The sequence below is a fragment of the Pectobacterium peruviense genome (assembly GCF_002847345.1).
In the GTDB taxonomy this organism is placed as follows: Bacteria; Pseudomonadota; Gammaproteobacteria; order Enterobacterales; family Enterobacteriaceae; genus Pectobacterium; species Pectobacterium peruviense.
In genome coordinates this window covers 1-22626 of sequence record NZ_LXFV01000014.1, presented here as the reverse complement: position 1 = coordinate 22626, position 22626 = coordinate 1, and the positions used below count along the sequence as shown (strand labels likewise).

Annotated in this window: 21 protein-coding genes; 18 read left to right on the top strand and 3 right to left on the bottom strand. The window is 52.3% G+C overall.

Annotated features, from left to right (window positions below; all coding sequences use genetic code 11):
- Positions 1-14 precede the first annotated feature (14 nt).
- The 12 genes from argC (at position 15) to hemB (ending at position 11948) form a co-directional block, all read left to right on the top strand.
- Entirely contained in the window at positions 15-1019 is a 1005-nt protein-coding gene (argC, locus tag A0G03_RS12375) for an N-acetyl-gamma-glutamyl-phosphate reductase (protein ID WP_048258269.1), read from the top strand.
- Between the two features lie 37 nt (positions 1020-1056).
- Positions 1057-1830, top strand: a complete 774-nt coding sequence (gene argB, locus A0G03_RS12370; protein WP_048258270.1) for an acetylglutamate kinase — start codon at positions 1057-1059, stop codon at positions 1828-1830.
- A 62-nt stretch (positions 1831-1892) separates the two neighbouring features.
- Positions 1893-3266 (top strand): argininosuccinate lyase, encoded by a 1374-nt coding sequence (gene argH, locus A0G03_RS12365; protein WP_048258271.1) that lies wholly within the window; start codon positions 1893-1895, stop codon positions 3264-3266.
- Positions 3267-3624: 358 nt separating this feature from the next.
- Complete coding sequence (rmuC, locus tag A0G03_RS12360) at positions 3625-5181, top strand: DNA recombination protein RmuC (protein ID WP_048258272.1); 1557 nt, start codon at positions 3625-3627, stop codon at positions 5179-5181.
- A 140-nt stretch (positions 5182-5321) separates the two neighbouring features.
- The gene (ubiE, locus tag A0G03_RS12355; RefSeq protein ID WP_048258273.1) at positions 5322-6077 is read left to right on the top strand and encodes a bifunctional demethylmenaquinone methyltransferase/2-methoxy-6-polyprenyl-1,4-benzoquinol methylase UbiE; all 756 of its coding nucleotides are present in this window, start codon (positions 5322-5324) and stop codon (positions 6075-6077) included.
- 12 nt (positions 6078-6089) lie between these two features.
- Positions 6090-6713, top strand: a complete 624-nt coding sequence (ubiJ, locus tag A0G03_RS12350; protein ID WP_048258274.1) for a ubiquinone biosynthesis protein UbiJ — start codon at positions 6090-6092, stop codon at positions 6711-6713.
- Positions 6710-8350, top strand: a complete 1641-nt coding sequence (gene ubiB / locus A0G03_RS12345) for a ubiquinone biosynthesis regulatory protein kinase UbiB (protein WP_048258275.1) — start codon at positions 6710-6712, stop codon at positions 8348-8350. Before ubiJ ends, ubiB begins: the two co-directional genes overlap by 4 nt.
- 82 nt (positions 8351-8432) lie before the next feature.
- Complete coding sequence (gene tatA / locus A0G03_RS12340; protein WP_048258276.1) at positions 8433-8693, top strand: Sec-independent protein translocase subunit TatA; 261 nt, start codon at positions 8433-8435, stop codon at positions 8691-8693.
- Between the two features lie 3 nt (positions 8694-8696).
- Positions 8697-9290 carry a Sec-independent protein translocase protein TatB gene (tatB, locus tag A0G03_RS12335; RefSeq protein WP_048258277.1) on the top strand — a complete coding sequence of 198 codons (594 nt, stop codon included), beginning with the start codon at positions 8697-8699 and terminating at the stop codon, positions 9288-9290.
- A 3-nt stretch (positions 9291-9293) separates the two neighbouring features.
- Complete coding sequence (gene tatC, locus A0G03_RS12330) at positions 9294-10046, top strand: Sec-independent protein translocase subunit TatC (protein ID WP_048258278.1); 753 nt, start codon at positions 9294-9296, stop codon at positions 10044-10046.
- A gap of 79 nt (positions 10047-10125) precedes the next feature.
- Entirely contained in the window at positions 10126-10908 is a 783-nt protein-coding gene (gene tatD / locus A0G03_RS12325) for a 3'-5' ssDNA/RNA exonuclease TatD (RefSeq protein ID WP_048258279.1), read from the top strand.
- Between the two features lie 17 nt (positions 10909-10925).
- Positions 10926-11948, top strand: a complete 1023-nt coding sequence (hemB, locus tag A0G03_RS12320; protein ID WP_039307260.1) for a porphobilinogen synthase — start codon at positions 10926-10928, stop codon at positions 11946-11948.
- Positions 11949-12001: 53 nt separating this feature from the next.
- On the opposite strand, the gene rfaH is transcribed toward hemB, so the two are convergent.
- A complete protein-coding gene (gene rfaH, locus A0G03_RS12315) occupies positions 12002-12490 on the bottom strand; it encodes a transcription/translation regulatory transformer protein RfaH (protein ID WP_048258280.1) in 489 nt (162 codons plus the stop codon).
- Between the two features lie 200 nt (positions 12491-12690).
- Between rfaH and ubiD the strand changes: the two genes are divergently transcribed.
- Complete coding sequence (gene ubiD / locus A0G03_RS12310; protein WP_048258281.1) at positions 12691-14187, top strand: 4-hydroxy-3-polyprenylbenzoate decarboxylase; 1497 nt, start codon at positions 12691-12693, stop codon at positions 14185-14187.
- 52 nt (positions 14188-14239) lie between these two features.
- The gene (gene fre / locus A0G03_RS12305) at positions 14240-14941 is read left to right on the top strand and encodes an NAD(P)H-flavin reductase (protein ID WP_048258282.1); all 702 of its coding nucleotides are present in this window, start codon (positions 14240-14242) and stop codon (positions 14939-14941) included.
- 93 nt (positions 14942-15034) lie between these two features.
- Here fre and fadA read toward each other — a convergent pair whose 3' ends face one another.
- Both fadA and fadB read right to left on the bottom strand, forming a co-directional pair.
- On the bottom strand, positions 15035-16198 hold the full coding sequence (gene fadA, locus A0G03_RS12300; protein ID WP_048258283.1) for an acetyl-CoA C-acyltransferase FadA: 1164 nt from the start codon (positions 16196-16198) through the stop codon (positions 15035-15037).
- An 11-nt stretch (positions 16199-16209) separates the two neighbouring features.
- Positions 16210-18399 carry a fatty acid oxidation complex subunit alpha FadB gene (gene fadB, locus A0G03_RS12295; RefSeq protein WP_048258284.1) on the bottom strand — a complete coding sequence of 730 codons (2190 nt, stop codon included), beginning with the start codon at positions 18397-18399 and terminating at the stop codon, positions 16210-16212.
- Between the two features lie 185 nt (positions 18400-18584).
- Here fadB and pepQ point away from each other — a divergent pair, with 185 nt between their 5' ends.
- From pepQ to hemG, 4 genes are read left to right on the top strand one after another with little or no spacing between them, the layout of a single operon-like run.
- Positions 18585-19916, top strand: coding sequence for a Xaa-Pro dipeptidase (gene pepQ / locus A0G03_RS12290; RefSeq protein ID WP_048258285.1), 1332 nt, complete (start codon positions 18585-18587; stop codon positions 19914-19916).
- Positions 19916-20527 (top strand): IMPACT family protein, encoded by a 612-nt coding sequence (locus A0G03_RS12285; protein ID WP_048258286.1) that lies wholly within the window; start codon positions 19916-19918, stop codon positions 20525-20527. The genes pepQ and A0G03_RS12285 overlap by 1 nt, the downstream gene beginning before the upstream one ends.
- A 43-nt stretch (positions 20528-20570) precedes the next feature.
- Positions 20571-22022: a Trk system potassium transporter TrkH gene (gene trkH, locus A0G03_RS12280; RefSeq protein ID WP_010298674.1), complete on the top strand. Its 1452-nt coding sequence runs from the start codon at positions 20571-20573 to the stop codon at positions 22020-22022.
- Positions 22023-22043: 21 nt separating this feature from the next.
- Entirely contained in the window at positions 22044-22583 is a 540-nt protein-coding gene (gene hemG / locus A0G03_RS12275; RefSeq protein WP_048258287.1) for a menaquinone-dependent protoporphyrinogen IX dehydrogenase, read from the top strand.
- The last annotated feature ends 43 nt before the right edge of the window (positions 22584-22626 follow it).

Sequence of the window (22626 nt, the reverse complement as noted above, 5' to 3'; positions counted from 1 at the left end):
GGTATACGGATCCCATGCTGAATACGCTGATTGTTGGTGCAAGTGGTTATACCGGCGCTGAGCTTGCGCTCTACCTGAACCGTCACCCACAGATGAACATAACCGCTTTGATGGTTTCTGCGCAAAGTGTCGATGCAGGAAAATTGATTTCTGATTTACATCCGCAGCTCAAAGGCATCATCGATGTACCGGTAAAACCGCTGACTGATGCTGAAGATGCGGCGAAAGGCGTGGATGTTGTTTTTCTGGCGACCGACCACAAAGTCAGCCACGATCTGGCCCCGATTTTTCTGGCGGCAGGCTGCACTGTTTTTGATTTGTCCGGCGCGTTCCGCGTACAGGATGCTGAATTTTATCGCCGCTATTATGGCTTCGAACATCAGCACACTGACTGGCTGGAAAAAGCGGTTTACGGGCTGGCCGAATGGCGCGCTGAAAGCGTAAAACAGGCACAGTTGATTGCCGTGCCAGGTTGTTATCCAACGGCAGCACAGTTGGCGCTGAAACCGCTGCTGGATGCGCAACTGTTGAACCCAGCCCAGTGGCCAGTGATTAATGCCGTGAGCGGCGTGAGCGGAGCGGGGCGTAAAGCGTCACTGACCAGTAGCTTCTGTGAAGTCAGCTTGCAACCGTACGGCATTTTCAACCACCGCCATGAGCCTGAAATTTCAACACACCTTGGTACGCCAGTGATTTTCACGCCGCATTTGGGCAACTTTGCCCGTGGCATTCTGGAAACCATCACCTGCCGCCTACAACCCGGCGTAACCCAGCAGGATGTTGCCGAAGCCTATCACAACGCTTATCACGATAAGCCATTGGTTCGCCTGTATGATAAGGGTGTCCCGGCGCTGAAATCCGTTGTTGGCCTGCCGTTCTGTGATATCGGTTTCGCCGTTGACGGTGAGCACCTCATCGTGGTGGCAACCGAAGATAACCTGCTGAAAGGTGCGGCGGCGCAGGCTGTGCAATGCATGAACATTCGTTTTGGTTTCCCTGAAACCCAATCGTTAATTTAATGACTACTGGTCCCGACATTTCGAGGCACGAAGCATAATGAATCCGTTAATTATCAAGTTAGGTGGCGTTTTACTGGATAGTGAAGAAGCGCTGGAGCGTCTGTTCACCGCGCTGGTGGCTTACCGTCAGGAACATCAGCGTCCGCTGGTGATTGTGCACGGCGGTGGCTGTCTGGTGGATGAGCTGATGAAAAAACTGTCGCTGCCTGTCGTGAAGAAAAACGGCCTGCGCGTCACGCCTGCCGATCAGATCGACATCATTACCGGTGCGCTGGCGGGTTCAGCCAACAAGACGCTGCTGTCATGGGCGAAGAAGCACGATATCAACGCAGTGGGCTTGTGCCTGGGCGACGGCGGCAGTACGACGGTAACACAGTTAGATGAATCTCTGGGCTTTGTGGGTAAAGCGGAAGCCGGATCGCCTGCTTTGCTGAACACGCTGTTGTCTGCGGGCTATCTGCCTGTCGTCAGCTCCATCGGTATTACGGCGCAGGGCGACCTGATGAACGTCAACGCCGATCAGGCGGCGACGGCGCTGGCGCAAACGCTGGGCGCGGATTTAATTCTGCTGTCTGATGTGAGCGGCATTTTGGACGGTAAAGGTCAGCGCATTGCCGAAATGACGGCGGAGAAAGCCGAGCAACTGATTGCTCAGGGCATTATCACCGACGGCATGATTGTTAAGGTCAATGCCGCGCTGGATGCCGCTCGTGCGCTGGGGCGTCCGGTTGATATCGCCAGCTGGCGTCATGCCGAGCAATTGCCTGCACTGTTTAACGGTGTGGCGATTGGCACGCGTATTCTGGCGTAAGTCGTTTCTGGGTATGGCATGATGCGATACCAACATGAATGATATTTTTAGGAGTAAGGGTTATGGCTTTGTGGGGCGGTCGGTTTAGTCAGGCAGCAGATCAGCGTTTTAAACAATTTAATGACTCACTGCGGTTTGATTACCGTCTGGCGGAACAGGACATCGTTGGTTCGATTGGCTGGTCGAAAGCGCTAGTGACGGTCAATGTGCTCAGCGAGCAGGAACAGCAACAACTGGAGCAGGCGTTGAATGCGCTACTGGTTGAGGTGCAAGCCGATCCTGAGATGATCCTGCAAAGCGATGCAGAAGACATTCACAGCTGGGTTGAGCTGCGCCTGATTGAGAAAGTCGGTGATTTAGGTAAGAAATTACATACCGGTCGCAGCCGTAACGATCAGGTCGCGACCGATTTGAAACTGTGGTGCAAGGCGCAGATTGCCGAGCTGCTGCTGTCAGTACGCCAGCTGCGTCAGGCGCTGGTCACGACGGCGGAAGCGAATCAGGATGCGGTGATGCCGGGTTACACCCACTTACAGCGTGCGCAGCCGGTGACGTTTGCACATTGGTGTCTGGCTTATCATGAAATGCTGGTACGTGATGAAAGCCGTCTGGAAGATACGCTGAAGCGTCTGGATGTCAGCCCGCTGGGCTGTGGCGCGCTGGCCGGAACGGCTTATCCGATTGACCGTGAGCAGTTGGCGGGCTGGCTGGGCTTTGCCTCCGCCACGCGCAACAGTCTGGACACGGTTTCCGATCGCGATCATGTGCTGGAACTGCTGTCCGATGCGTCGATCGGCATGATCCATCTGTCGCGTTTTGCCGAAGATCTGATCTTCTTCAACAGCGGTGAAGCGGCGTTCGTCGAGCTGTCTGACCGTGTGACATCCGGTTCCTCCCTGATGCCACAGAAGAAGAACCCAGATGCGCTGGAGCTGATTCGTGGTAAATGCGGTCGCGTACAGGGTGCATTGACTGGCATGATGATGACGCTCAAAGGCTTGCCGCTGGCGTATAACAAAGACATGCAGGAAGACAAGGAAGGGCTGTTTGACGCGCTGGATACCTGGCACGATTGCCTAATGATGGCAGGTCTGGTGCTGGAAGGCATTCAGGTTAAACGTCCGCGCTGCAAAGAAGCCGCTGAGCAAGGCTACGCCAACTCTACAGAGCTGGCTGACTATCTGGTCGCGAAAGGCGTTCCGTTCCGCGAAGCGCACCACATCGTGGGTGAAGCGGTAGTTGAAGCTATTCGTCAGGGCAAAGCGTTGGAAGCACTGCCGCTGGCCGATCTGCAAAAATTCAGCGCCGTGATTGGCGATGACGTGTACCCGATTCTGGCGTTGCAATCCTGCCTGGATAAGCGTGCGGCACAAGGTGGCGTATCACCACAGCAGGTTGCCAAAGCCATTAGCGATGCGAAGCAGCGTCTAGGCTAAGAACCTATCCATTAGGCTATTTTGTTTGCCATTTTGAACCTGGGCAGTGCTCGAAATCCTCACGTACTACGTGTACGCTCCGGTTTCTCCGCGCTGTCCGAGTCCAAACTGGCTGCACCAATAACGCCTACTAGAATAGGTCTAAGCTATACCTTAAATTCCCTCAACGTTGGTGCTTCGCGTTGGGGGATTTCTTTGTTACCGCTCTGATTCTTCTACACATTATCGTATGTCCATATTCATATGGAATGCGGCTCGCATTTTTCTACTCAGTCTATTCTCCACCAGAATTGTTTCTGGACATCCATACAGTATCATTTTACCTTGACCGACAGCGTGAAAGGCCTGCGGAGGCAAAGTGGATATCAGCATATTTTATGGTCTAGGCGGTGGTGCGGTGGGTTTGCTGATTGGGTGGTTAATTGCCAGTCTGATTCAGCAGCAGAAGCTGTCGCAGCATGATACCGAACAGCGGTTGCTGGCGCAGACATTGCAGCAGACTCAACAGTCACTCAGTGAACAGCAGCAGGCAAAGCAGCAGGACGAACAACGACTGCGGCAAAACGAGCTGGAACTGCGCACGGTTCACGCTCAACTCTCCGCCAGCCATGAAAAGCTGCAACAGCTTGGTGAACTCCGCACTGAGTGCGTGCAGTTAAATCAGGAACTGCGAGCGTTGCGTGAGATAAATAGCGCGCAGGAAGCCGAGCTGCGTGAAGTCACCATTCGGCTGGAAGAAACCCGGATGGCGGCGGAAGAGAAGCAACGGCTTTTGGCAAGCAGCGAACAGCGGTTGACGACGCAGTTTGAGAATCTAGCGAACCGCATTTTTGAACACAGTGGCCGCAAGGTGGATGAGCAGAATAAGCAGAGTCTGGATACGCTGTTGACGCCGCTGCGTGAGCAACTTGATGGGTTTCGCCGTCAGGTGCAGGACAGCTTTGGTGCGGAAGCGCGCGAGCGTCACACGTTGGCGCATGAGATCCGCAATCTACAACAGCTGAACGCGCAGATGGCACACGAGGCCATCAACCTGACGAAAGCGTTGAAAGGCGACAATAAAACGCAGGGCAACTGGGGCGAAGTCGTGTTAAGCCGCGTGCTGGAAGCCTCCGGTCTGCGTGAAGGCTATGAATATCAAACACAGGTCAGCGTGCAAACGGGGACAAATAGCCGCCTGCAACCCGATGTCATCGTGCGTTTACCGCAGGGCAAAGATGTCGTGATCGATGCGAAGATGTCGCTGGTGGCTTACGAGCGCTACTTCAATAGTGACGATGACGTAGAACGTAGTGCGGCGCTGAACGAACATTTACTCTCGGTTCGCAGTCATATTCGGCAGTTGAGCAGCAAAGATTACCAGCAGCTTCCGGGACTGCGTTCGCTAGACTACGTGCTGATGTTTATTCCCGTCGAACCCGCTTTTCTGGTCGCTATCGATCGCCAGCCCGAGTTGATCAACGAGGCGCTAAAGAACAATATTATGCTGGTCAGCCCGACCACGTTGCTGGTGGCATTGCGTACTATCAACAACTTATGGCGTTATGAACAACAGAGCCGCAATGCACAGCAGATCGCCGAAAAAGCCTCACGGCTGTACGATAAGCTGCGGTTGTTTGTGGATGATATGGAATCGCTGGGTCAGAGTCTGGATAAAGCGCAGGGCACTTATCGTCAGGCGATGAATAAACTTTCGTCTGGGCGTGGTAACCTTATTGGCCAAGCTGAGGGATTCCGCGTTCTGGGTGTAGAAATTAAACGCACGATCAGCCCGTCATTGGCGGAAAAAGCAACGGCCCATGAGCACGCTGAACGCGATGAATTACCGGGTTCTGTCGCTCCCGATACTGCCTCGCCGACCGTAAAAACGGAAGGTGAAGAAGGGCAGTCAGCGCACAGGCAGCTTGAAGTATGAAAGCATAAATAGGTATGAATTTCGCGGGGTTGGCTCTCATGCTATGCGAAATTAGTGCAGTGGGGTTTTTATCCGGGTCTGGTACACTCTGACCATTAATGGGTAGACCCGAAATTTGACTGAAATAGTAGGCGGATAAGATGGCAAGTGAGCAGGAGAATACGGCCGACTTTGGTTTCCGGACTGTCGCCAAGGATGAAAAAGAAGTCATGGTGGCTGAGGTTTTTCATTCTGTAGCAGCAAAGTATGACCTGATGAATGACCTGATGTCTTTTGGTATCCACCGTGTCTGGAAGCGTTTCACTATCGAATGCAGTGGTGTAAGGCGTAACCAGCGTGTTCTGGATCTTGCCGGAGGAACAGGGGATCTAACCGCCAAGTTCTCCCGTATGGTCGGTGAAGGTGGTGAAGTCATTCTGGCGGACATCAATGCCTCCATGTTGAAGGTAGGCCGCGAGAAACTGCGCAACAAAGGCATTATCGACAACATCAACTACGTGCAGGCTAATGCAGAAGCGCTGCCGTTCCCTGATGACTTCTTCGACTGCATTACTATTTCCTTTGGTCTGCGCAACGTGACGGACAAAAACAAAGCGCTGCGCTCCATGTACCGCGTTCTGAAGCCCGGTGGTCGGTTGCTGGTGTTGGAATTTTCCAAACCGGTGATTAAACAACTGAGCACCATTTATGATGCCTATTCATTTCATATCCTGCCGAGGATTGGCGAAGCTGTGGCAAGCGATGCCGGAAGTTACCGCTATCTGGCGGAATCCATCCGTATGCACCCCGATCAGGAAACGCTGAAAGGGATGATGAGCGATGCCGGTTTTGACAGCGTTAACTATTTCAACCTCACCGGTGGAATTGTTGCGCTGCATCGTGGGTTTAAATTCTGATTGGAAACGCCAATGCTGATAACGTCTTTTCTGACAGCTACGCTGGAAACCGCGCTGAATCAGCTGCTTTTTCACGATACCGTTTCTTGTGATCGAAGCATGAAGTCTGCCCGCCAGCGCTTACAGGGAAAAACACTCCAGATCGAACTGGCTGAACTGGATGTTCCCTTAGTGCTGGTGTTTAACGAACAGCGACTGGACGTTGTCAGTCAGTGGGGCGAGTTGGCTGATTGCCGCCTGAAAACACGCGTTCCGGTTCTGATGAAATTACGCGATCGTCAACAGCTTTCGTCACTGATGCGCAGCGGCGAACTGGTTATTGAAGGCGATATTCAAGTCGTTCAACAGTTCATCGTGCTGTGCGATCTGGCGGAGTTCGATCCGGCGGAATGGTTATCCCCTTATCTGGGCGATATTGTCGCTCAGGGTCTTAGCCAGACGGCACAGAAGACATTGAGTTTCCTGAGAAGGTCACTCCATCAGCAGCAAAATTTCCTTTCCGAGACGTTAACGGAAGAGTGGCGACTAGCACCCGGAAAACTGGAGAACGCCTGGTTCCATGAGGAAATTGTTGCGTTGGATAAATCCGTCGATATGTTGTCCGAACGGCTGGCGAAACTGGAGGCTTTACGATGACGCCCAGTGAATTACGCCGCCTCTACAGTATTGTGCGCGTGCTGTTGAGCTATGGTCTGGACGAACTCATTCCTAAGATACGCCTGACGTTTCCGCTGCGTGTGGGCCGTCGCCTGTTGTTCTGGCTACCTAACCGTCACCGTAACATGCCTTTAGGGGAACGTCTGCGTTTAGCGCTTCAGGAACTGGGGCCTGTGTGGATTAAGTTTGGGCAAATGATGTCGACGCGCCGCGATCTATTCCCACCGGCTATCGCCGATCAACTGGCGATGTTGCAGGACAAGGTTGAGCCGTTTGATGGCAAACTGGCGCGTGAGCAAATTGAACTGTCGATGGAGGGGATCCCTCTTGAAGAGTGGTTTGATGATTTTGACATCAAACCGTTGGCCTCAGCCTCGATTGCACAGGTTCATACCGCCCGTCTGAAGAGTACGGGAAAAGAGATCGTTATCAAGGTGATCCGCCCGGATATTTTGCCCGTCATCAAGGCAGACATGCGCCTGATGAAACGTCTGGCTGGCTGGCTACCCCGCCTGTTGCCGGATGGTCGCCGCTTGCGCCCGCGTGAAGTGGTGCTGGAATATGAAAAAACGTTGCTTGATGAGCTGAATTTGCTGCGAGAAGCGGCAAACGCGATCCAACTACGGCGTAATTTTGATAATAGCTCGATGCTATATGTGCCTGAAATTTATTCGGATTATTGCAGCGAAAGTATGTTGGTCATGGAGCGTATCTACGGCATTCCGGTTTCGGATATAGACGCGCTGAAAGCCAATGGCACGGATATGAAGTTACTGGCAGAGCGTGGCGTTCAGGTTTTCTTCACCCAGGTATTTCGCGACAGTTTCTTCCACGCGGATATGCATCCCGGCAATATTTTTATCAGCTATGAGCACCCAGAAGACCCGCAATACATCGGTATTGATTGCGGTATCGTCGGTTCGTTGAATAAAGAAGATAAGCGCTATCTGGCCGAGAATTTTATTGCTTTCTTCAACCGTGATTATCGCAAAGTCGCCGAACTGCATGTGGATTCGGGCTGGGTACCTCTAGACACCAATGTTGCAGATTTTGAGTTTGCTATTCGTACGGTCTGTGAACCAATCTTCGAGAAGCCGTTGGCGGAAATTTCGTTCGGTCACGTATTATTGAATTTATTTAATACGGCACGTCGCTTCAATATGGAAGTACAGCCTCAACTGGTGTTGCTGCAAAAAACGTTGCTGTATATTGAAGGCGTGGGCCGACAGCTTTATCCGCAGCTAGACTTGTGGAAAACCGCCAAGCCGTTTCTGGAAAGCTGGCTGAAGCAACAGGTCGGTTTACCCGCTGTCTTCCGTGCGCTCAAAGAAAAGGCTCCGTTCTGGGCTGAGAAATTGCCGGAGCTTCCCGAACTCTTTTATGATGGGCTGCGTCAGCATAAGATGTTGAAGCAAAGTGTCGATAAGTTGGCACATGAACTGAAAACGCAGCAGGCTCGTCAAGGACAGTCACGATATCTTTTGGGTATTGGCGCGACGCTGCTAATCGGTGGTACGTTGTTACTGATCAGCCGTGTTGAAGCCGATATGGTTCCCGCAGGGTTGATGGCGGCAGGAATCGTCGCCTGGATTATCGGTTGGCGTCGAACTCGTTGAAGCAGATCATGATGCGCGTCAGAATTACCCGATATAATAACGAGAATTCTGTCGTTCCCCTTTTTGAAAAGAGGTAAATGTTATGGGTGGTATTAGTCTCTGGAACCTGTTGATTATCGCGGTTATTGTCATCTTACTGTTCGGAACCAACAAGTTGAGAACGCTGGGCTCGGATCTGGGTGCATCCATCAAAGGCTTTAAAAAAGCGATGGGTGACGATCAGCCGTCTACTAATGCAGACAAAACGCAGCCCGATGCTGATTTCTCTACCAAATCTATCGCTGACAACCAATCAGATGCCAAGCCGGGCGACACGAAGAGCCAGCATAAAGAGCAGGTGTAATCTGTGTTCGATATCGGTTTTGGTGAATTGCTATTGGTAATGGTTCTCGGCCTAATTGTCCTTGGGCCGGAGCGTTTGCCTGTTGCAGTCAGAACGGTTGCAAGCTGGATCAGAACGCTGCGTTCACTGGCGTCTACGGTTCAGAATGAGCTGGCTCAGGAGCTGAAACTCCAAGAGTTTCAGGAAAGCCTGAAGAAAGTCGAAAAAGCCAGTTTGCAGAATCTGTCGCCTGAGTTGAAAGCCTCAATGGATGAACTCAAGGAAGCGGCAGAAGCGATGAAACGTGGCTATACCGAGACGCCGTCACCGCAGAAGTCAGATGATCCCAAAAAGTCAGACGATCACAGTGCGACGGTGGATCCGCAGAGTAATACCCCGTTAAACGATCCTGAAGCGGCCTACGATGGGGTGATTGAAGCGGAAACCGCAGTACGTCCGACAGCCAGCCAGCAGAAGCCTGAAAACGCTGCAGTTGCTGAGAATCACAATAATGGCGGTAACGCCACAAGTGAGGAAACTGTCGGTAACGATAATGTCAAACCTGAGCAGTCCCAGTCTTCCGCTGTTTCTGCCCGCCAACCGAGCGATAGTCGTTAGTTTATGGCCGATGAAGATACTCAACCGCTAATCAGTCACCTGATTGAGCTACGCAAGCGGCTACTGAACAGCATTATTTGTGTGCTGGCGGTATTTGTTGTGCTGGTGTACTTTGCGAATGACATTTACCAAGTGGTTTCTGCACCGCTCATCAAGCAATTGCCTGCGGGTGCCAGCATGATCGCGACTGATGTCGCCTCGCCTTTCTTTACGCCGATAAAGCTGACGATGATTGTCTCAGTATTTGTCGCAGCACCGCTGGTGCTGTATCAGGTATGGGCGTTTGTGGCTCCTGCTTTGTATAAACACGAACGCCGCTTAATGATGCCGTTGCTGGTATCCAGCAGCCTGCTGTTTTATTCAGGCATGGCGTTTGCATACTTTGTGGTGTTCCCCCTGGCATTTGGCTTTTTCGCGAAAACCGCGCCCGTTGGCGTGTTGATTGCGACCGACATCAATAACTACCTCGATTTTGTTATGGCGCTATTCATGGCGTTTGGCGTATCGTTTGAGGTACCAGTTGCCATTGTACTGCTCTGTTGGAGTGGAGTGGTGACGCCAGAAGATCTGAAGAAAAAGCGGCCTTATATTTTGGTGGGCGCATTCGTTGTCGGGATGCTGCTGACGCCACCGGACGTTTTCTCACAGACGCTACTGGCGATTCCGATGTATCTGCTGTTTGAGATCGGTGTGTTCTTCGCGCGGTTTTATGTTGGCAAAGGTCGACGGACTGGAACGGAAGAGCCATCGCAGTAACTCACGGTTTCCTGCGGCAGGACGATAAAATGACCTCTCTTTGAGAGGTCTTATTTTTTTATTCGCTAGAGTGAAAGTCATGTTTGATATTGGTGTCAACCTAACCAGTTCTCAGTTCGAAAAAGACAGAGAGCAGGTCGTCATCCGAGCAAAGCAAGCGGGTGTCAGTGGCATCTTGATCACGGGAACCAACGCCCAGGAAAGCCATCAGGCAATGTTGCTGGCGCAAACCTATCCCGATTACTGTTGGTCAACGGCGGGTGTCCATCCGCATGATGCGAGCCAATGGAATGACGCTATCGCTGAACAACTTCACCACATGGCAAACGCTGCCTGCGTGGTTGCCATTGGCGAGTGTGGGTTGGATTTTAACCGTAATTTCTCTACTCCAGATGAGCAAGAACGCGCATTCAGCGCACAGTTAGCGATAGCGGCTGAGCTGTCTATGCCCGTTTTCCTTCATTGTCGTGACGCACATCCCCGTTTTATTTCCCTGCTGACGCCATGGCTGAGTCAGTTACCTGCCGCTGTGGTTCACTGCTTTACCGGTAATCGCCACGAGTTGGATGAGTGTCTGTCCGCGGGTCTGATGATCGGCATCACGGGCTGGGTTTGCGATGAGCGTCGCGGGCTTGAGCTACGCGCTTTATTGCCGCACATTCCTGCCGATCGGCTGTTAGTGGAAACCGACGCACCTTATCTGTTACCCCGGGATTTACGCCCTAAACCGGCATCCCGCCGTAACGAACCCTGTTATTTGCCCCATATTATTCGCCAGATTGCGGAGTGGCGTGGAGAAGATGCCACATGGCTGGGACAGACAACAGATGAAAATGCCCGCCGGGTTTTCCGGCTGGCCTGATTCAGGAGAATAATGACATGAGCAATGCTTTTCCCGGCACTTTCCCTGGCCGACGTATGCGTCGCATTCGCCGCCATGATTTCAGCCGTCGCCTTGTTGCTGAAAATCAACTGACGGTAAATGATTTGATTTATCCCGTTTTCGTGATGGAAGGGACAAATCATCGTCAGGAAGTTCCCTCAATGCCGGGGGTATACCGGATGACTATCGACGTGCTTCTGAAAGAAGCCGAAGAGATCGCTAAGCTTGGCGTTCCGGTACTGTCGCTGTTCCCCGTTATTGAAGCGGATAAGAAATCGCTCTATGCCGAAGAAGCCTATAACCCAGATGGTCTGGTTCCTCGCACGATCCGCGCGCTGAAAGACGCCGTTCCAGAGCTGGGTTTGCTGACGGATGTGGCGCTCGATCCCTATACCACACACGGGCAGGACGGGATTATTGACGAAGATGGCTATGTGATTAATGACGTCACCAAGGAGATTTTGGTGCGTCAGGCGCTGTCTCATGCTGAAGCCGGAGCAGAAATTATTGCGCCTAGCGATATGATGGACGGCCGCATCGGCGCTATTCGCGACACTCTTGAAGCACAGAACCTGATCAATACTCAGATCATGGCCTATTCGGCTAAGTATGCATCGTGCTATTACGGGCCTTTCCGTGATGCCGTGGGCTCAGCGGGCAATCTGAAAGGTGGCAACAAGAAAACCTACCAGATGGATCCGGCCAACAGCGATGAAGCCTTGCAGGAAATCGCGCAGGATTTGCAGGAAGGCGCGGACATGGTGATGGTCAAGCCGGGGATGCCTTATCTGGACGTGGTTCGTCGCGTCAAAGATACGTTCGGTGTGCCGACGTTTGCTTATCAGGTATCTGGCGAGTATGCGATGCACATGGCGGCGATTCAGAACGGCTGGTTGCAGGAACAACCGGTAGTGATGGAGTCTCTGCTGTGCTTTAAACGTGCGGGTGCAGATGGTGTCCTGACCTATTTTGCCAAGCGTGTTGCACAGTGGCTACACGATCAGCATATGCAACGCTAAGCCAGTTCTCATCCGGTGCGGTGTAAACGCACCGGATAGGGCAAAGGGGCAAACTAGGCTTTGCGAAACTCGCGATTATCGATGCTCTGCCTGACCTGCTTGTTCAACATATTCAGCAATAACATCGAGCGGGCTTCGCCATCAGGTTCGGTGTAGATAGCCTGAATACCAGAGAAGATACCGTCGGTAATGACCACGCTATCGCCGGACTGTGGTGTCAGCGGGTCAATGATTACCTGCATGGGACGAAGTGACAATTCATCGATAACCTGCTGCGGAATAGTCGCTGGCAGTGCGCCAAATCGCACAAAGTTACTCACCCCGCGCGTCGCACTGATGGTGGTGGTGTGGATGCGTTCAGGGTCGAATTCCACAAACAGGTAGTTCGGGAACAGCGGCTCACACACGTCAGTTCGCTTACCGCGAACGATTTTATCCAGCGTGATCATCGGGCTCACGCAGGTTACGTCCTGGCGTTCCAGATGCTCTTTCGCTCGCAGCAGTTGACCACGTTTACAATATAGTAAGTACCAGGCTTCCATAATTTCGCAGACTTATGATTCCGACGAGCAAGCATAACAAAAGCGCGCACGGATAAAAAATTTTCGGCAGATATTTTTGTTACCACATTCTGGCGATCAAATTTTTGATGGTGATTAGATTCTTGCCACAAATAGGCGCTGCGGGAAGCGACAGGTTGGCGAAGAGACTTTATAATAGCCAGAACGATAGACTGCCCCCGATGAATAGCATGAAATACCGTGACTTACGCGAGTTCCTCTCGCTGCTGGAAGAGCGAGGGGAGTTGAAACGCATTACTCAGCCCATCGATCCCTACCTTGAAATGACGGAAATTGCCGACCGGACGCTGCGTGCGGAAGGTCCTGCCCTCCTGTTTGAGAACCCTAAAGGCTATGACATGCCGGTGCTGTGCAATTTATTTGGTACGCCGAAACGTGTTGCATTGGGCATGGGACAGGAAGAGGTCAGCGCATTGCGAGACGTGGGCAAACTGCTGGCATTTTTGAAAGAGCCAGAGCCGCCGAAAGGGTTTCGCGATCTGGTCGATAAAATGCCGAAGTTCCGTCAGGTACTGAATATGCCAACGAAACGGCTGTCTTCGGCACCGTGTCAGGAACAGGTTTGGCAGGGTGATGATGTTGACCTGCGTCGGATTCCGGTGATGCAGTGCTGGCCGGAAGATGCTGCGCCGCTCATTACCTGGGGGCTCACCGTGACGCGCGGGCCGCACAAAGAGCGACAGAATCTGGGGATCTATCGCCAGCAGGTGCTAGGCAAAAACAAACTGATCATGCGCTGGCTATCTCATCGCGGCGGCGCACTAGATTTCCAGGAGTGGTGTCAGGAAAATCCAGGGCAGCGTTTTCCCGTGGCTGTTGCGCTGGGTGCTGACCCAGCGACGATTCTCGGTGCGGTGACGCCTGTGCCTGACACGCTGTCGGAATATGCCTTTGCGGGTTTATTGCGTGGGCATAAGACTGAAGTTGTGAAGTGTTTGTCGAACGATTTGGAAGTCCCCGCCAGTGCGGAAATTGTTCTTGAAGGCTATATTGAACCCGGAGAAATGGCGGCTGAAGGGCCTTATGGCGACCATACCGGCTATTACAATGAAGTCGATCACTTCCCTGTTTTTACCGTCACGCATATTACTCAACGCCAGAATGCCATTTATCACTCGACTTACACAGGGCGGCCACCGGATGAACCCGCCGTGCTGGGCGTGGCGTTGAACGAAGTTTTCGTGCCGATCCTGCAAAAGCAGTTTCCTGAGATTGTCGATTTTTATTTGCCACCGGAGGGTTGCTCTTACCGTCTGGCGGTCGTTACCATGAAGAAACAGTACGCGGGTCATGCCAAACGCGTCATGATGGGCGTCTGGTCTTTTTTACGCCAGTTCATGTATACGAAATTTGTTATTGTCTGCGATGATGACATTAACGCGCGCGACTGGAAGGACGTGATATGGGCGATCACGACACGCATGGATCCGGCACGTGATACGGTATTAGTGGAAAATACACCGATAGACTATCTTGATTTCGCCTCACCGGTTTCTGGTCTTGGCTCCAAAATGGGTCTGGACGCCACCAATAAATGGCCTGGCGAAACGCAGCGTGAGTGGGGACACCCCATCAAGAAAGACCCGCAGGTTTGTGCCCGCATTGATGAAATATGGGACGAGCTAGCCATTTTTAGTGACAGAGAGCCCCGGCGTTAACGGCTGCTGCTCCGTTCTCAGTTTTGCTTTTATGACCCTATAGAGGGAATGCATGACAACATTGAGCTGTAAAGTGACTTCGGTCGAAGCCATAACCGATACGGTCTATCGCGTTCGTTTATTACCGGAAGCGCCTTTTTCCTTTCGGGCTGGTCAGTATTTGATGGTGGTGATGGGCGATCGAGATAAACGTCCTTTCTCACTGGCATCGACCCCGATGGATAAAAACTTTATCGAGTTACACATTGGGGCATCCGAACTGAATCTTTACGCGATGGCGGTGATGGAACGCATTCACAAGGAAAAAGCCCTGACGGTCGATATCCCGCATGGCGAAGCCTGGTTGCGTGAAGAGAGTACGCGTCCACTGGTGTTGATTGCAGGTGGAACCGGATTTTCGTACGTACGTTCTATTCTACTGACCGCGCTGGCGCAGCAACCCGATCGCGATATTTCCATTTACTGGGGCGGGCGTGAATCCCAGCATCTGTATGATTTAACAGAGCTTGAGGGGTTTGCGGCTAAGCACGCTAATCTGCGAGTGGTGCCTGTTGTCGAACAGCCAGAAGAAGGATGGGATGGCAGAACGGGTACCGTTCTGAGCGCGGTCCTGCAGGATTATGGCTCACTGGCAGAGCAGGATATTTATATTGCTGGCCGCTTTGAAATGGCGAAAATTGCGCGTGAACGTTTTTGTAACGAGCGCGGTGCGCTGACAGCTCACATGTTCAGCGATGCGTTTTCGTTTATTTAAAGCCGTCGGCGACAGTAAGAGATAAGCAGTAAAAATCCCACAGCTGTGGGATTTTTTGTTTCTACGGGTGTTGCTTACAGAGCTTGTCTACGCTCAGGCTCGTTCAAATACCGTCGCAATACCCTGTCCCAAGCCGATGCACATCGTCGCTACGCCAAACTGAACGTCGCGGCTTTCCATCAGATTAATCAATGTGGCGGATATACGTGCCCCCGAGCAGCCGAGCGGGTGACCCAACGCGATGGCTCCGCCGTTGAGATTGACCTTTTCATCGAGCTGTTCCAATAGACCCAGATCTTTAATGCAGGGTAGCGTTTGGGCGGCGAATGCCTCATTCAGTTCAAAGATACCGATATCGGCCAGGCTCAAGCCTGCTCGCTTCAGCGCCAGTTTAGTGGCTGGGACGGGGCCGTACCCCATAATTGAGGGATCGCAGCCTACCACGGCCATCGCCCGAATGCGGGCCCGCACCGGTAAGCCTAGCGATGCTGCGCGAGATTCGCTCATGATCAACATGGCCGATGCGCCATCGGACAGCGCTGAGGATGACCCCGCCGTCACCGTGCCGTTAGCTGGATCGAATGCCGGTTTGAGCGCAGCAAGGCTATCGACGGTAGTCTCCGGGCGAATGACTTCATCATAATCGAAACGTTGTAGCGCACCGTCTGCATCATGGCCTGCTGTGGGGACGATTTCATGACGAAATGCGCCAGATTGGGTGGCGTTGTAAGCTCGCTGGTGTGAGCGGGCGGCGAATTGATCCTGCATCTCACGGCTAATGTTGTGCATACGCGCGAGCATTTCGGCCGTCAGCCCCATCATTCCGGCGGCTTTAGCTATGGTGCGGCTCAGTCCCGGATGAAAATCGACGCCATGATTCATCGGCACATGTCCCATATGCTCAACGCCGCCGATTAAACAGACATTCGCGTCGCCAACCATAATCGCGCGAGCGGCATCGTGGAGCGCCTGCATAGAAGAGCCACAGAGTCGGTTAACCGTTGTAGCCGGTACGCTCATCGGGATTTCAGCCAGCAACGCCGCGTTGCGAGCCACGTTGAAGCCTTGCTCTAGCGTCTGCTGCACACATCCCCAATAGATGTCGTCGATCTCATGGGCGTCTAGCGCGGCGTTACGGCTCAATAGGCTACGCATCAGGTGCGCAGACAGGTCTTCGGCTCTCACCTGACGGAAGGCGCCGCCTTTGGATCGCCCCATCGGCGTGCGTACGGCATCAACAATCACTACCTTTTCCATATTTTCTGCCCTCATGCTGGTTGACCGTGGGAAACGTCCGCGTGTGGCACGACCGATGGATAATAGCCTTCATTGCTTCTGGCTTTTTGCTGTAAGCCGTCAGGCACCTGATAGATGGCGCCGAGGTGAGCCAGCTGTTGCGCCATTTCGACATAACGCTCGCTGCCCAACGTATCCAGATAGCGGCAGGCTCCGCCGTGGAAGGGAGGGAAACCTAATCCGTATACCAGCGCCATGTCCGCTTCGGCAGGGCTGGCGACGATACTTTCTTCCAGACAGCGCGCGACTTCATTAATCATTGGGATCATCATGCGAGCGATAATCTCTTCTGCGCTGAACGTCTTCTTCGGTTGGCTGATGTCTTTAAGGAGTGCATCTACGGCGTCATCCTGTTCTTTACGCTGCTTCCCTTTGCTATCGGTTTGATAACGATAGAAGCCCTGACCATTTTTCTGCCCAAAGCGTTGATGTTCAAACAACGCGTCGATCGCATCGCGATAGTCTTTTGCCATCCGTTGTGGAAAGCCTTCTGCCATCACGGCTTGAGCATGGTGAGCGGTATCAATGCCGACAACGTCCAGCAGATAGGCTGGCCCCATCGGCCAACCGAATTTTTTCTCCATGACGTTATCGATCTCGCGGAAATCGGCTCCGTCTCTGAGCAGTAAGCTGAAGGCTGCAAAGTAGGGGAACAAGACGCGATTCACGAAGAATCCGGGACAGTCGTTCACGACAATAGGCGTCTTGCCCATTTTGCTGGCGTAAGCCACCACGCTGGCGATGGTACTGTCACTAGTTTTAGGGCCGCGAATAATTTCGACCAGCGGCATGCGGTGTACTGGGTTAAAGAAGTGCATACCGCAGAAATTTTGCGGCCGTTTTAAGGCCGCAGCCAGCACCGTAATTGGAATTGTTGAGGTATTCGAAGCGAGAATCGTGCTCTCGCTAATGCGCGATTCGGTTTCTGCTAATACGCTCGCTTTGATTTTCGGGTTTTCTACCACGGCTTCAACGACGATATCGGTACGTTCAAACCCAGCGTAATCCAGCGTTGGCTGAATACTGGCCAGAATCGTCGCCATTTTCATTCCGTCCAGCTTGCCTCGTTCCATTTGTTTATTCAGGAGCTTAGCTGCTTCATTCATCCCCAGCGCGAGCGGCTTCTCGTTGATATCTTTCATCCGAATCGGCACGCCTTTGAACGCGGATTGATAGGCAATGCCGCCGCCCATAATGCCTGCCCCTAGCACGGCGGCTTGCTTCGGTACGGATGTCTCGCCAATCAGCTTCTTAGCTTTGCCTTTAACATATTGATCGTTGAGGAAAATGCCGACGAGTGCGCGAGCTTCATTTGAACGTGCCAGTTGAACGAAGTGCTGCGTTTCGAGCTGCAATGCGTCATCGCGTGTCATGGTCGCGGCGGCTTCGATGGTTTTTACCGCTAACATCGGTGCTGGATAGTGTTTCCCCGCGGTTTGTAGCACCATCGCTTTGGCGGTGGTAAAGCTCATCATGGCTTCAATTTTACTGAGCTTCAGCGCCTCAAGTTTCGGGCGTCGGTAACCCTGCCAGTCCAGTTCGCCCTTTATGGCCTGCTTTAACATCTTGATAGCGGCGGGAATCAGTTTTTCATTGGCGACAACAGCCTGTACCAGTCCCACTTTTAAGGCATCCGCTGCGCTGACGTCTTTACCTGCGGCGATAATCTCCAGCGCGCTGTCTGCACCCAGCAGGCGCGGTAGCCTGACCGTGCCGCCAAAACCCGGCATGATCCCGAGTTTAGTCTCGGGCAACCCGATTCGAGCATCCGGTGTTGCTAAGCGAAAATCAGTCGCCAGCACACATTCACATCCGCCACCCAACGCATAACTATTAATCGCGGACAGTGTGGGAACGGGTAAATCCTCAAGACGGTTGAAAATACGGTTGGCGAAGACAAGCCACTCATGCAGCTTCTCTGCTGGCGCGGCAAAAAGAGAAAGAAATTCCGTGATGTCGGCACCAACAATAAATGCAGGTTTGTCAGAACGTAGCAGTAATCCCTTCAGGTCTGGCTGTTCTGCCAGAACGTCCAGCGCTTTACCCAAGCTGGCAACCGTGCGGGTATCTAGTGTGTTTACGGAGCCCGGGGCAGAAAATACCAGCTCGGCAATGCCGTCCTCAAGCCAGTTAAGGTAGAGGGATTCACCTTGATAAAGCATGTTTATCTCCGCTGTTTGTGTGAGTGATCTGGTATGACCAGATGGTTCAATTGTGGTTATAATGTTAATTTTTTGCAAACGGGAGATTAATTTTTTGCCGAATCGATCACAAAGCACCGGACGCTGCCCTTGAGTGATGCCTGTGTTAAAATGGAGGGATAATGTCGTGACGTACAAGGATACTCATGGAAAAGCTGGCTTCTTTATATCATCACCATCTGGCTACGCTGCAAACGCGTGCTCAGGCGGTTTTAGCGCGCCATCAGCTTGATGCATTACTGATTCACTCTGGTGAACTGTTGACCGTTTTTCTGGACGATCACGACTATCCTTTTAAAGTTAACCCGCAGTTTAAAGCGTGGGTGCCGGTTACTCAGGTACCTAACTGCTGGCTATGGATTGACGGCGTTAATCCGCCGAAGCTGTGGTTCTACTCGCCAGTTGATTACTGGCATAGCGTAGCGCCGGTTCCTGAGAGTTTCTGGACCGAAGAGATTGAAATTACCGTGCTGCGGAATGCCGATGATATCGGGCAACTACTTCCATCGCAGCGTGAGCGTGTTGCCTATATCGGCTATGCACCACAACGTGCGCAGGATTTGGGAATTCGAGCGGACAATATCAATCCTCAGGGCGTGTTGGATTATCTGCACTATCATCGAGCCTACAAAACAGACTACGAGCTGGCCTGCATGCGTGAAGCTCAGAAGACGGCGGTTATCGGTCATCGTGCAGCGCATGAAGCATTTCTTTCCGGCATGAGCGAGTTTGATATTAATCTGGCGTATCTGACGGCTACTGGTCATCGCGATATTGATGTGCCTTACGGCAATATCATTGCGCTCAATGAGCATGCGGCGGTGCTGCACTATACCCAGCTAGATCATCAGGCGCCTTCCGATGTCCGCAGTTTTCTGATTGATGCGGGCGCTGAATATAACGGATATGCCGCTGACCTCACGCGAACCTATTCTGCACAGAGTGACGGGGCGTTTGCTCAACTGATTAAAGATATCAATCAGGAAATGCTTGCGCTGATTGATACCATTCAGGCGGGAGTGCGCTATACCGATTACCACATTCAGATGCATCAGCGGATTGCGAAGCTGCTGAAATCACATCAACTGGTGCGTGACATCAGCGAAGAAGCGATGGTAGAGCAGGGGTTTACCTCGCTTTTCCTGCCGCACGGCCTTGGTCACCCGCTGGGCTTGCAGGTGCATGACGTCGCTGGGTTTATGCAAGACGATCGCGGTACACATCTGGCAGCACCGACGCAGCATCCTTACCTACGTTGTACCCGTGTGCTCGAACCTGGCATGGTCATGACGATCGAACCGGGCATCTACTTCATCGAATCCTTGCTCACTCCGTGGCGCGAGGGTGAATATAGTCAACACTTTGACTGGCAAAAAATCGATGCGCTGAAACCGTTTGGTGGTATTCGTATCGAGGATAATATTGTCATTCATGAAGGACGCGTGGAAAACATGACGCGCGACCTGAATCTGGCCTGATGCACGTGTATCCCATTCTTACTGCGCCCGTGAGCTTCAGTGAGGAAATCAAGAAAAGCCGCTTTACTACGATCCTGGCGGCAACGCCGGGAATCAACGCGGCAAAAGCGTTTATCCAGCACGTCAGAGAAGAATATGTCTCGGCGGGGCATCACTGCTGGGCGTTTGTTGCGGGAGCGCCTGACGATTCCCAGCAGCTTGGTTTTTCTGACGATGGTGAGCCGTCCGGCACGGCGGGTAAACCGATGCTGTCGCAACTGATGGGAAGCGGTATCGGTGAGATTACGGCTGTGGTGGTACGTTATTATGGTGGCATCCCACTAGGCACTGGTGGATTAGTGAAGGCTTATGGCGGTGGCGTTCAGCAAGCGCTGAAGCTGATATCGCTGCAAGAGAAAGTCTTGCAAAAAGAGTATGGCTTACAATGTGACTATGCGCTGTTGCCCCAAGTGGAATCACTGATCTTTCAGCTTGGCGGAAAAGTGCTGCATAGCGAGTATGGCGTGGACGTCGTATTGCGGTTCTCTCTCCCTATCAGGGGAACCGAGGAAGCGGCAACGAAATTGCGTGATTTAAGTCGCGGTGCGTTGCATTTATTGCCGATTCCATAATAATCCCAGCGCTTTTTTATGAATCATTAAGGAATTCCCTGCGATGCACTTGCGCGCCATAACCCGTATTGTCGGCCAGTTGGTTATCCTTTTTTCCGGAACGATGGTTATTCCCGGCCTGGTGGCGCTAATTTACCGCGATGGCGCAGGCCGTGCGTTTACGCAGACATTTATTGTCGCGTTGGCAATTGGCATCATGCTGTGGTTACCAAACCGCAAACAGAAGCATGAACTGAAATCTCGAGAAGGGTTCCTGATTGTTGTCCTTTTCTGGACGGTGCTGGGAAGTGTTGGTGCACTGCCTTTCCTGTTTGCTGAACACCCTAATCTTGGCGTAACGGATGCTTTTTTCGAATCGTTCTCTGGGTTAACGACAACGGGAGCAACCACGCTGGTCGGGTTGGATTCATTGCCTAAAGCCATCCTGTTCTATCGACAAATGCTGCAATGGTTTGGTGGGATGGGGATCATCGTACTCGCGGTTGCTATCCTGCCGATTCTGGGTGTCGGTGGGATGCAGCTTTATCGTGCCGAGATGCCGGGGCCGTTGAAGGAAAACAAAATGCGCCCGCGTATTGCCGATACGGCTAAAACGCTGTGGCTGATCTATCTCTTACTCACCATTGCCTGTGCCGTTGCGCTGTGGCTGGCTGGCATGCCGGTATTTGATGCGATTGGGCATAGCTTCTCTACGGTGTCGGTCGGAGGGTTCTCTACTCATGATGCCAGTATCGGTTACTTCAATAGCCCAACGATTAACACCATCATCGCGATATTCCTGCTGATTTCCGGCTGTAACTTTGGTTTGCACTTTGCTCTGCTGAGCGGCCGCAGCCTGAAGGTATACTGGCGTGATCCAGAATTCCGCATGTTCATTTTTGTTCAGTTGTCGCTGGTGGCTGTGTGTACGATTGTCCTGTGGTTCCACCATGTTTATGACAGCGGGATGCAGACGATTAACCAGGCATTTTTCCAGGTTGTCTCCATGGCGACAACGGCAGGGTTTACGACGGATAGCATTGCATCGTGGCCACTTTTTCTTCCGGTTTTGCTCCTGTGCTCTGCGTTTATTGGTGGATGTGCGGGGTCAACCGGCGGTGGCCTGAAAGTGATTCGTATCCTTCTGCTTTTCCTGCAAGGATCGCGTGAGCTCAAACGTTTAGTGCATCCGAATGCGGTTTACACGATTAAGTTGGGTCACCGAGCGCTGCCGGAGCGCATCCTTGAAGCGGTATGGGGATTCTTTTCTGCATATGCACTGGTTTTTATTGTCAGCATGCTGGCCGTCATTGCGACAGGCGTTGATGATTTCTCCGCGTTTGCTGCGGTCGCTGCCACATTGAATAACCTAGGGCCGGGGCTGGGCGTCGTCGCTGAGAATTTTACGTCGATGAATGATACGGCGAAATGGATTCTGATACTGACAATGCTGTTTGGTCGTTTGGAAGTCTTCACGCTTTTAGTGCTGTTTACGCCAACCTTCTGGCGGGAATAGTACCAATAAGGATAAAGAACAATGAAAGCTTTGATCGTGTTTTCGAGTCGGGATGGGCAAACAAGGGCGATTGCCTCCTATATTGCGAATACGCTGAAAGGAACCCTGGAGTGTGATGTTGTTAACGTGCTCAATGCGAATGATATCGATCTGGGTCAATACGACCAGGTCCTTATGGGAGCGTCCATTCGGTACGGGCGCTTTCATCCAGCGGTAAATCAATTTATCCATAAGCATCTGGCTTCTCTGCAACAACGGCCTAGCGCATTCTTCTCAGTGAACCTCACCGCACGCAAACCAGAAAAGCGCACAATACAAACCAATGCCTATACGCGTAAGTTCCTGCTGAATTCCCCTTGGCAGCCAGATCTGTGTTGTGTGTTCGCAGGTGCTCTGCGTTATCCGCGTTATCGTTGGTTCGATCGGGTAATGATTCAATTAATTATGCGTATGACGGGCGGCGAAACGGATAGTACTAAAGAAGTTGAATACACGGACTGGCAGCAGGTTGCCCGTTTTGCTCAGGATTTCGCTCAATTAGCGGCGAAAAATCCGGCATAACGCTGTCTTTTACTGCGCTTTGCTGAAGAAATCCCCACTCGAT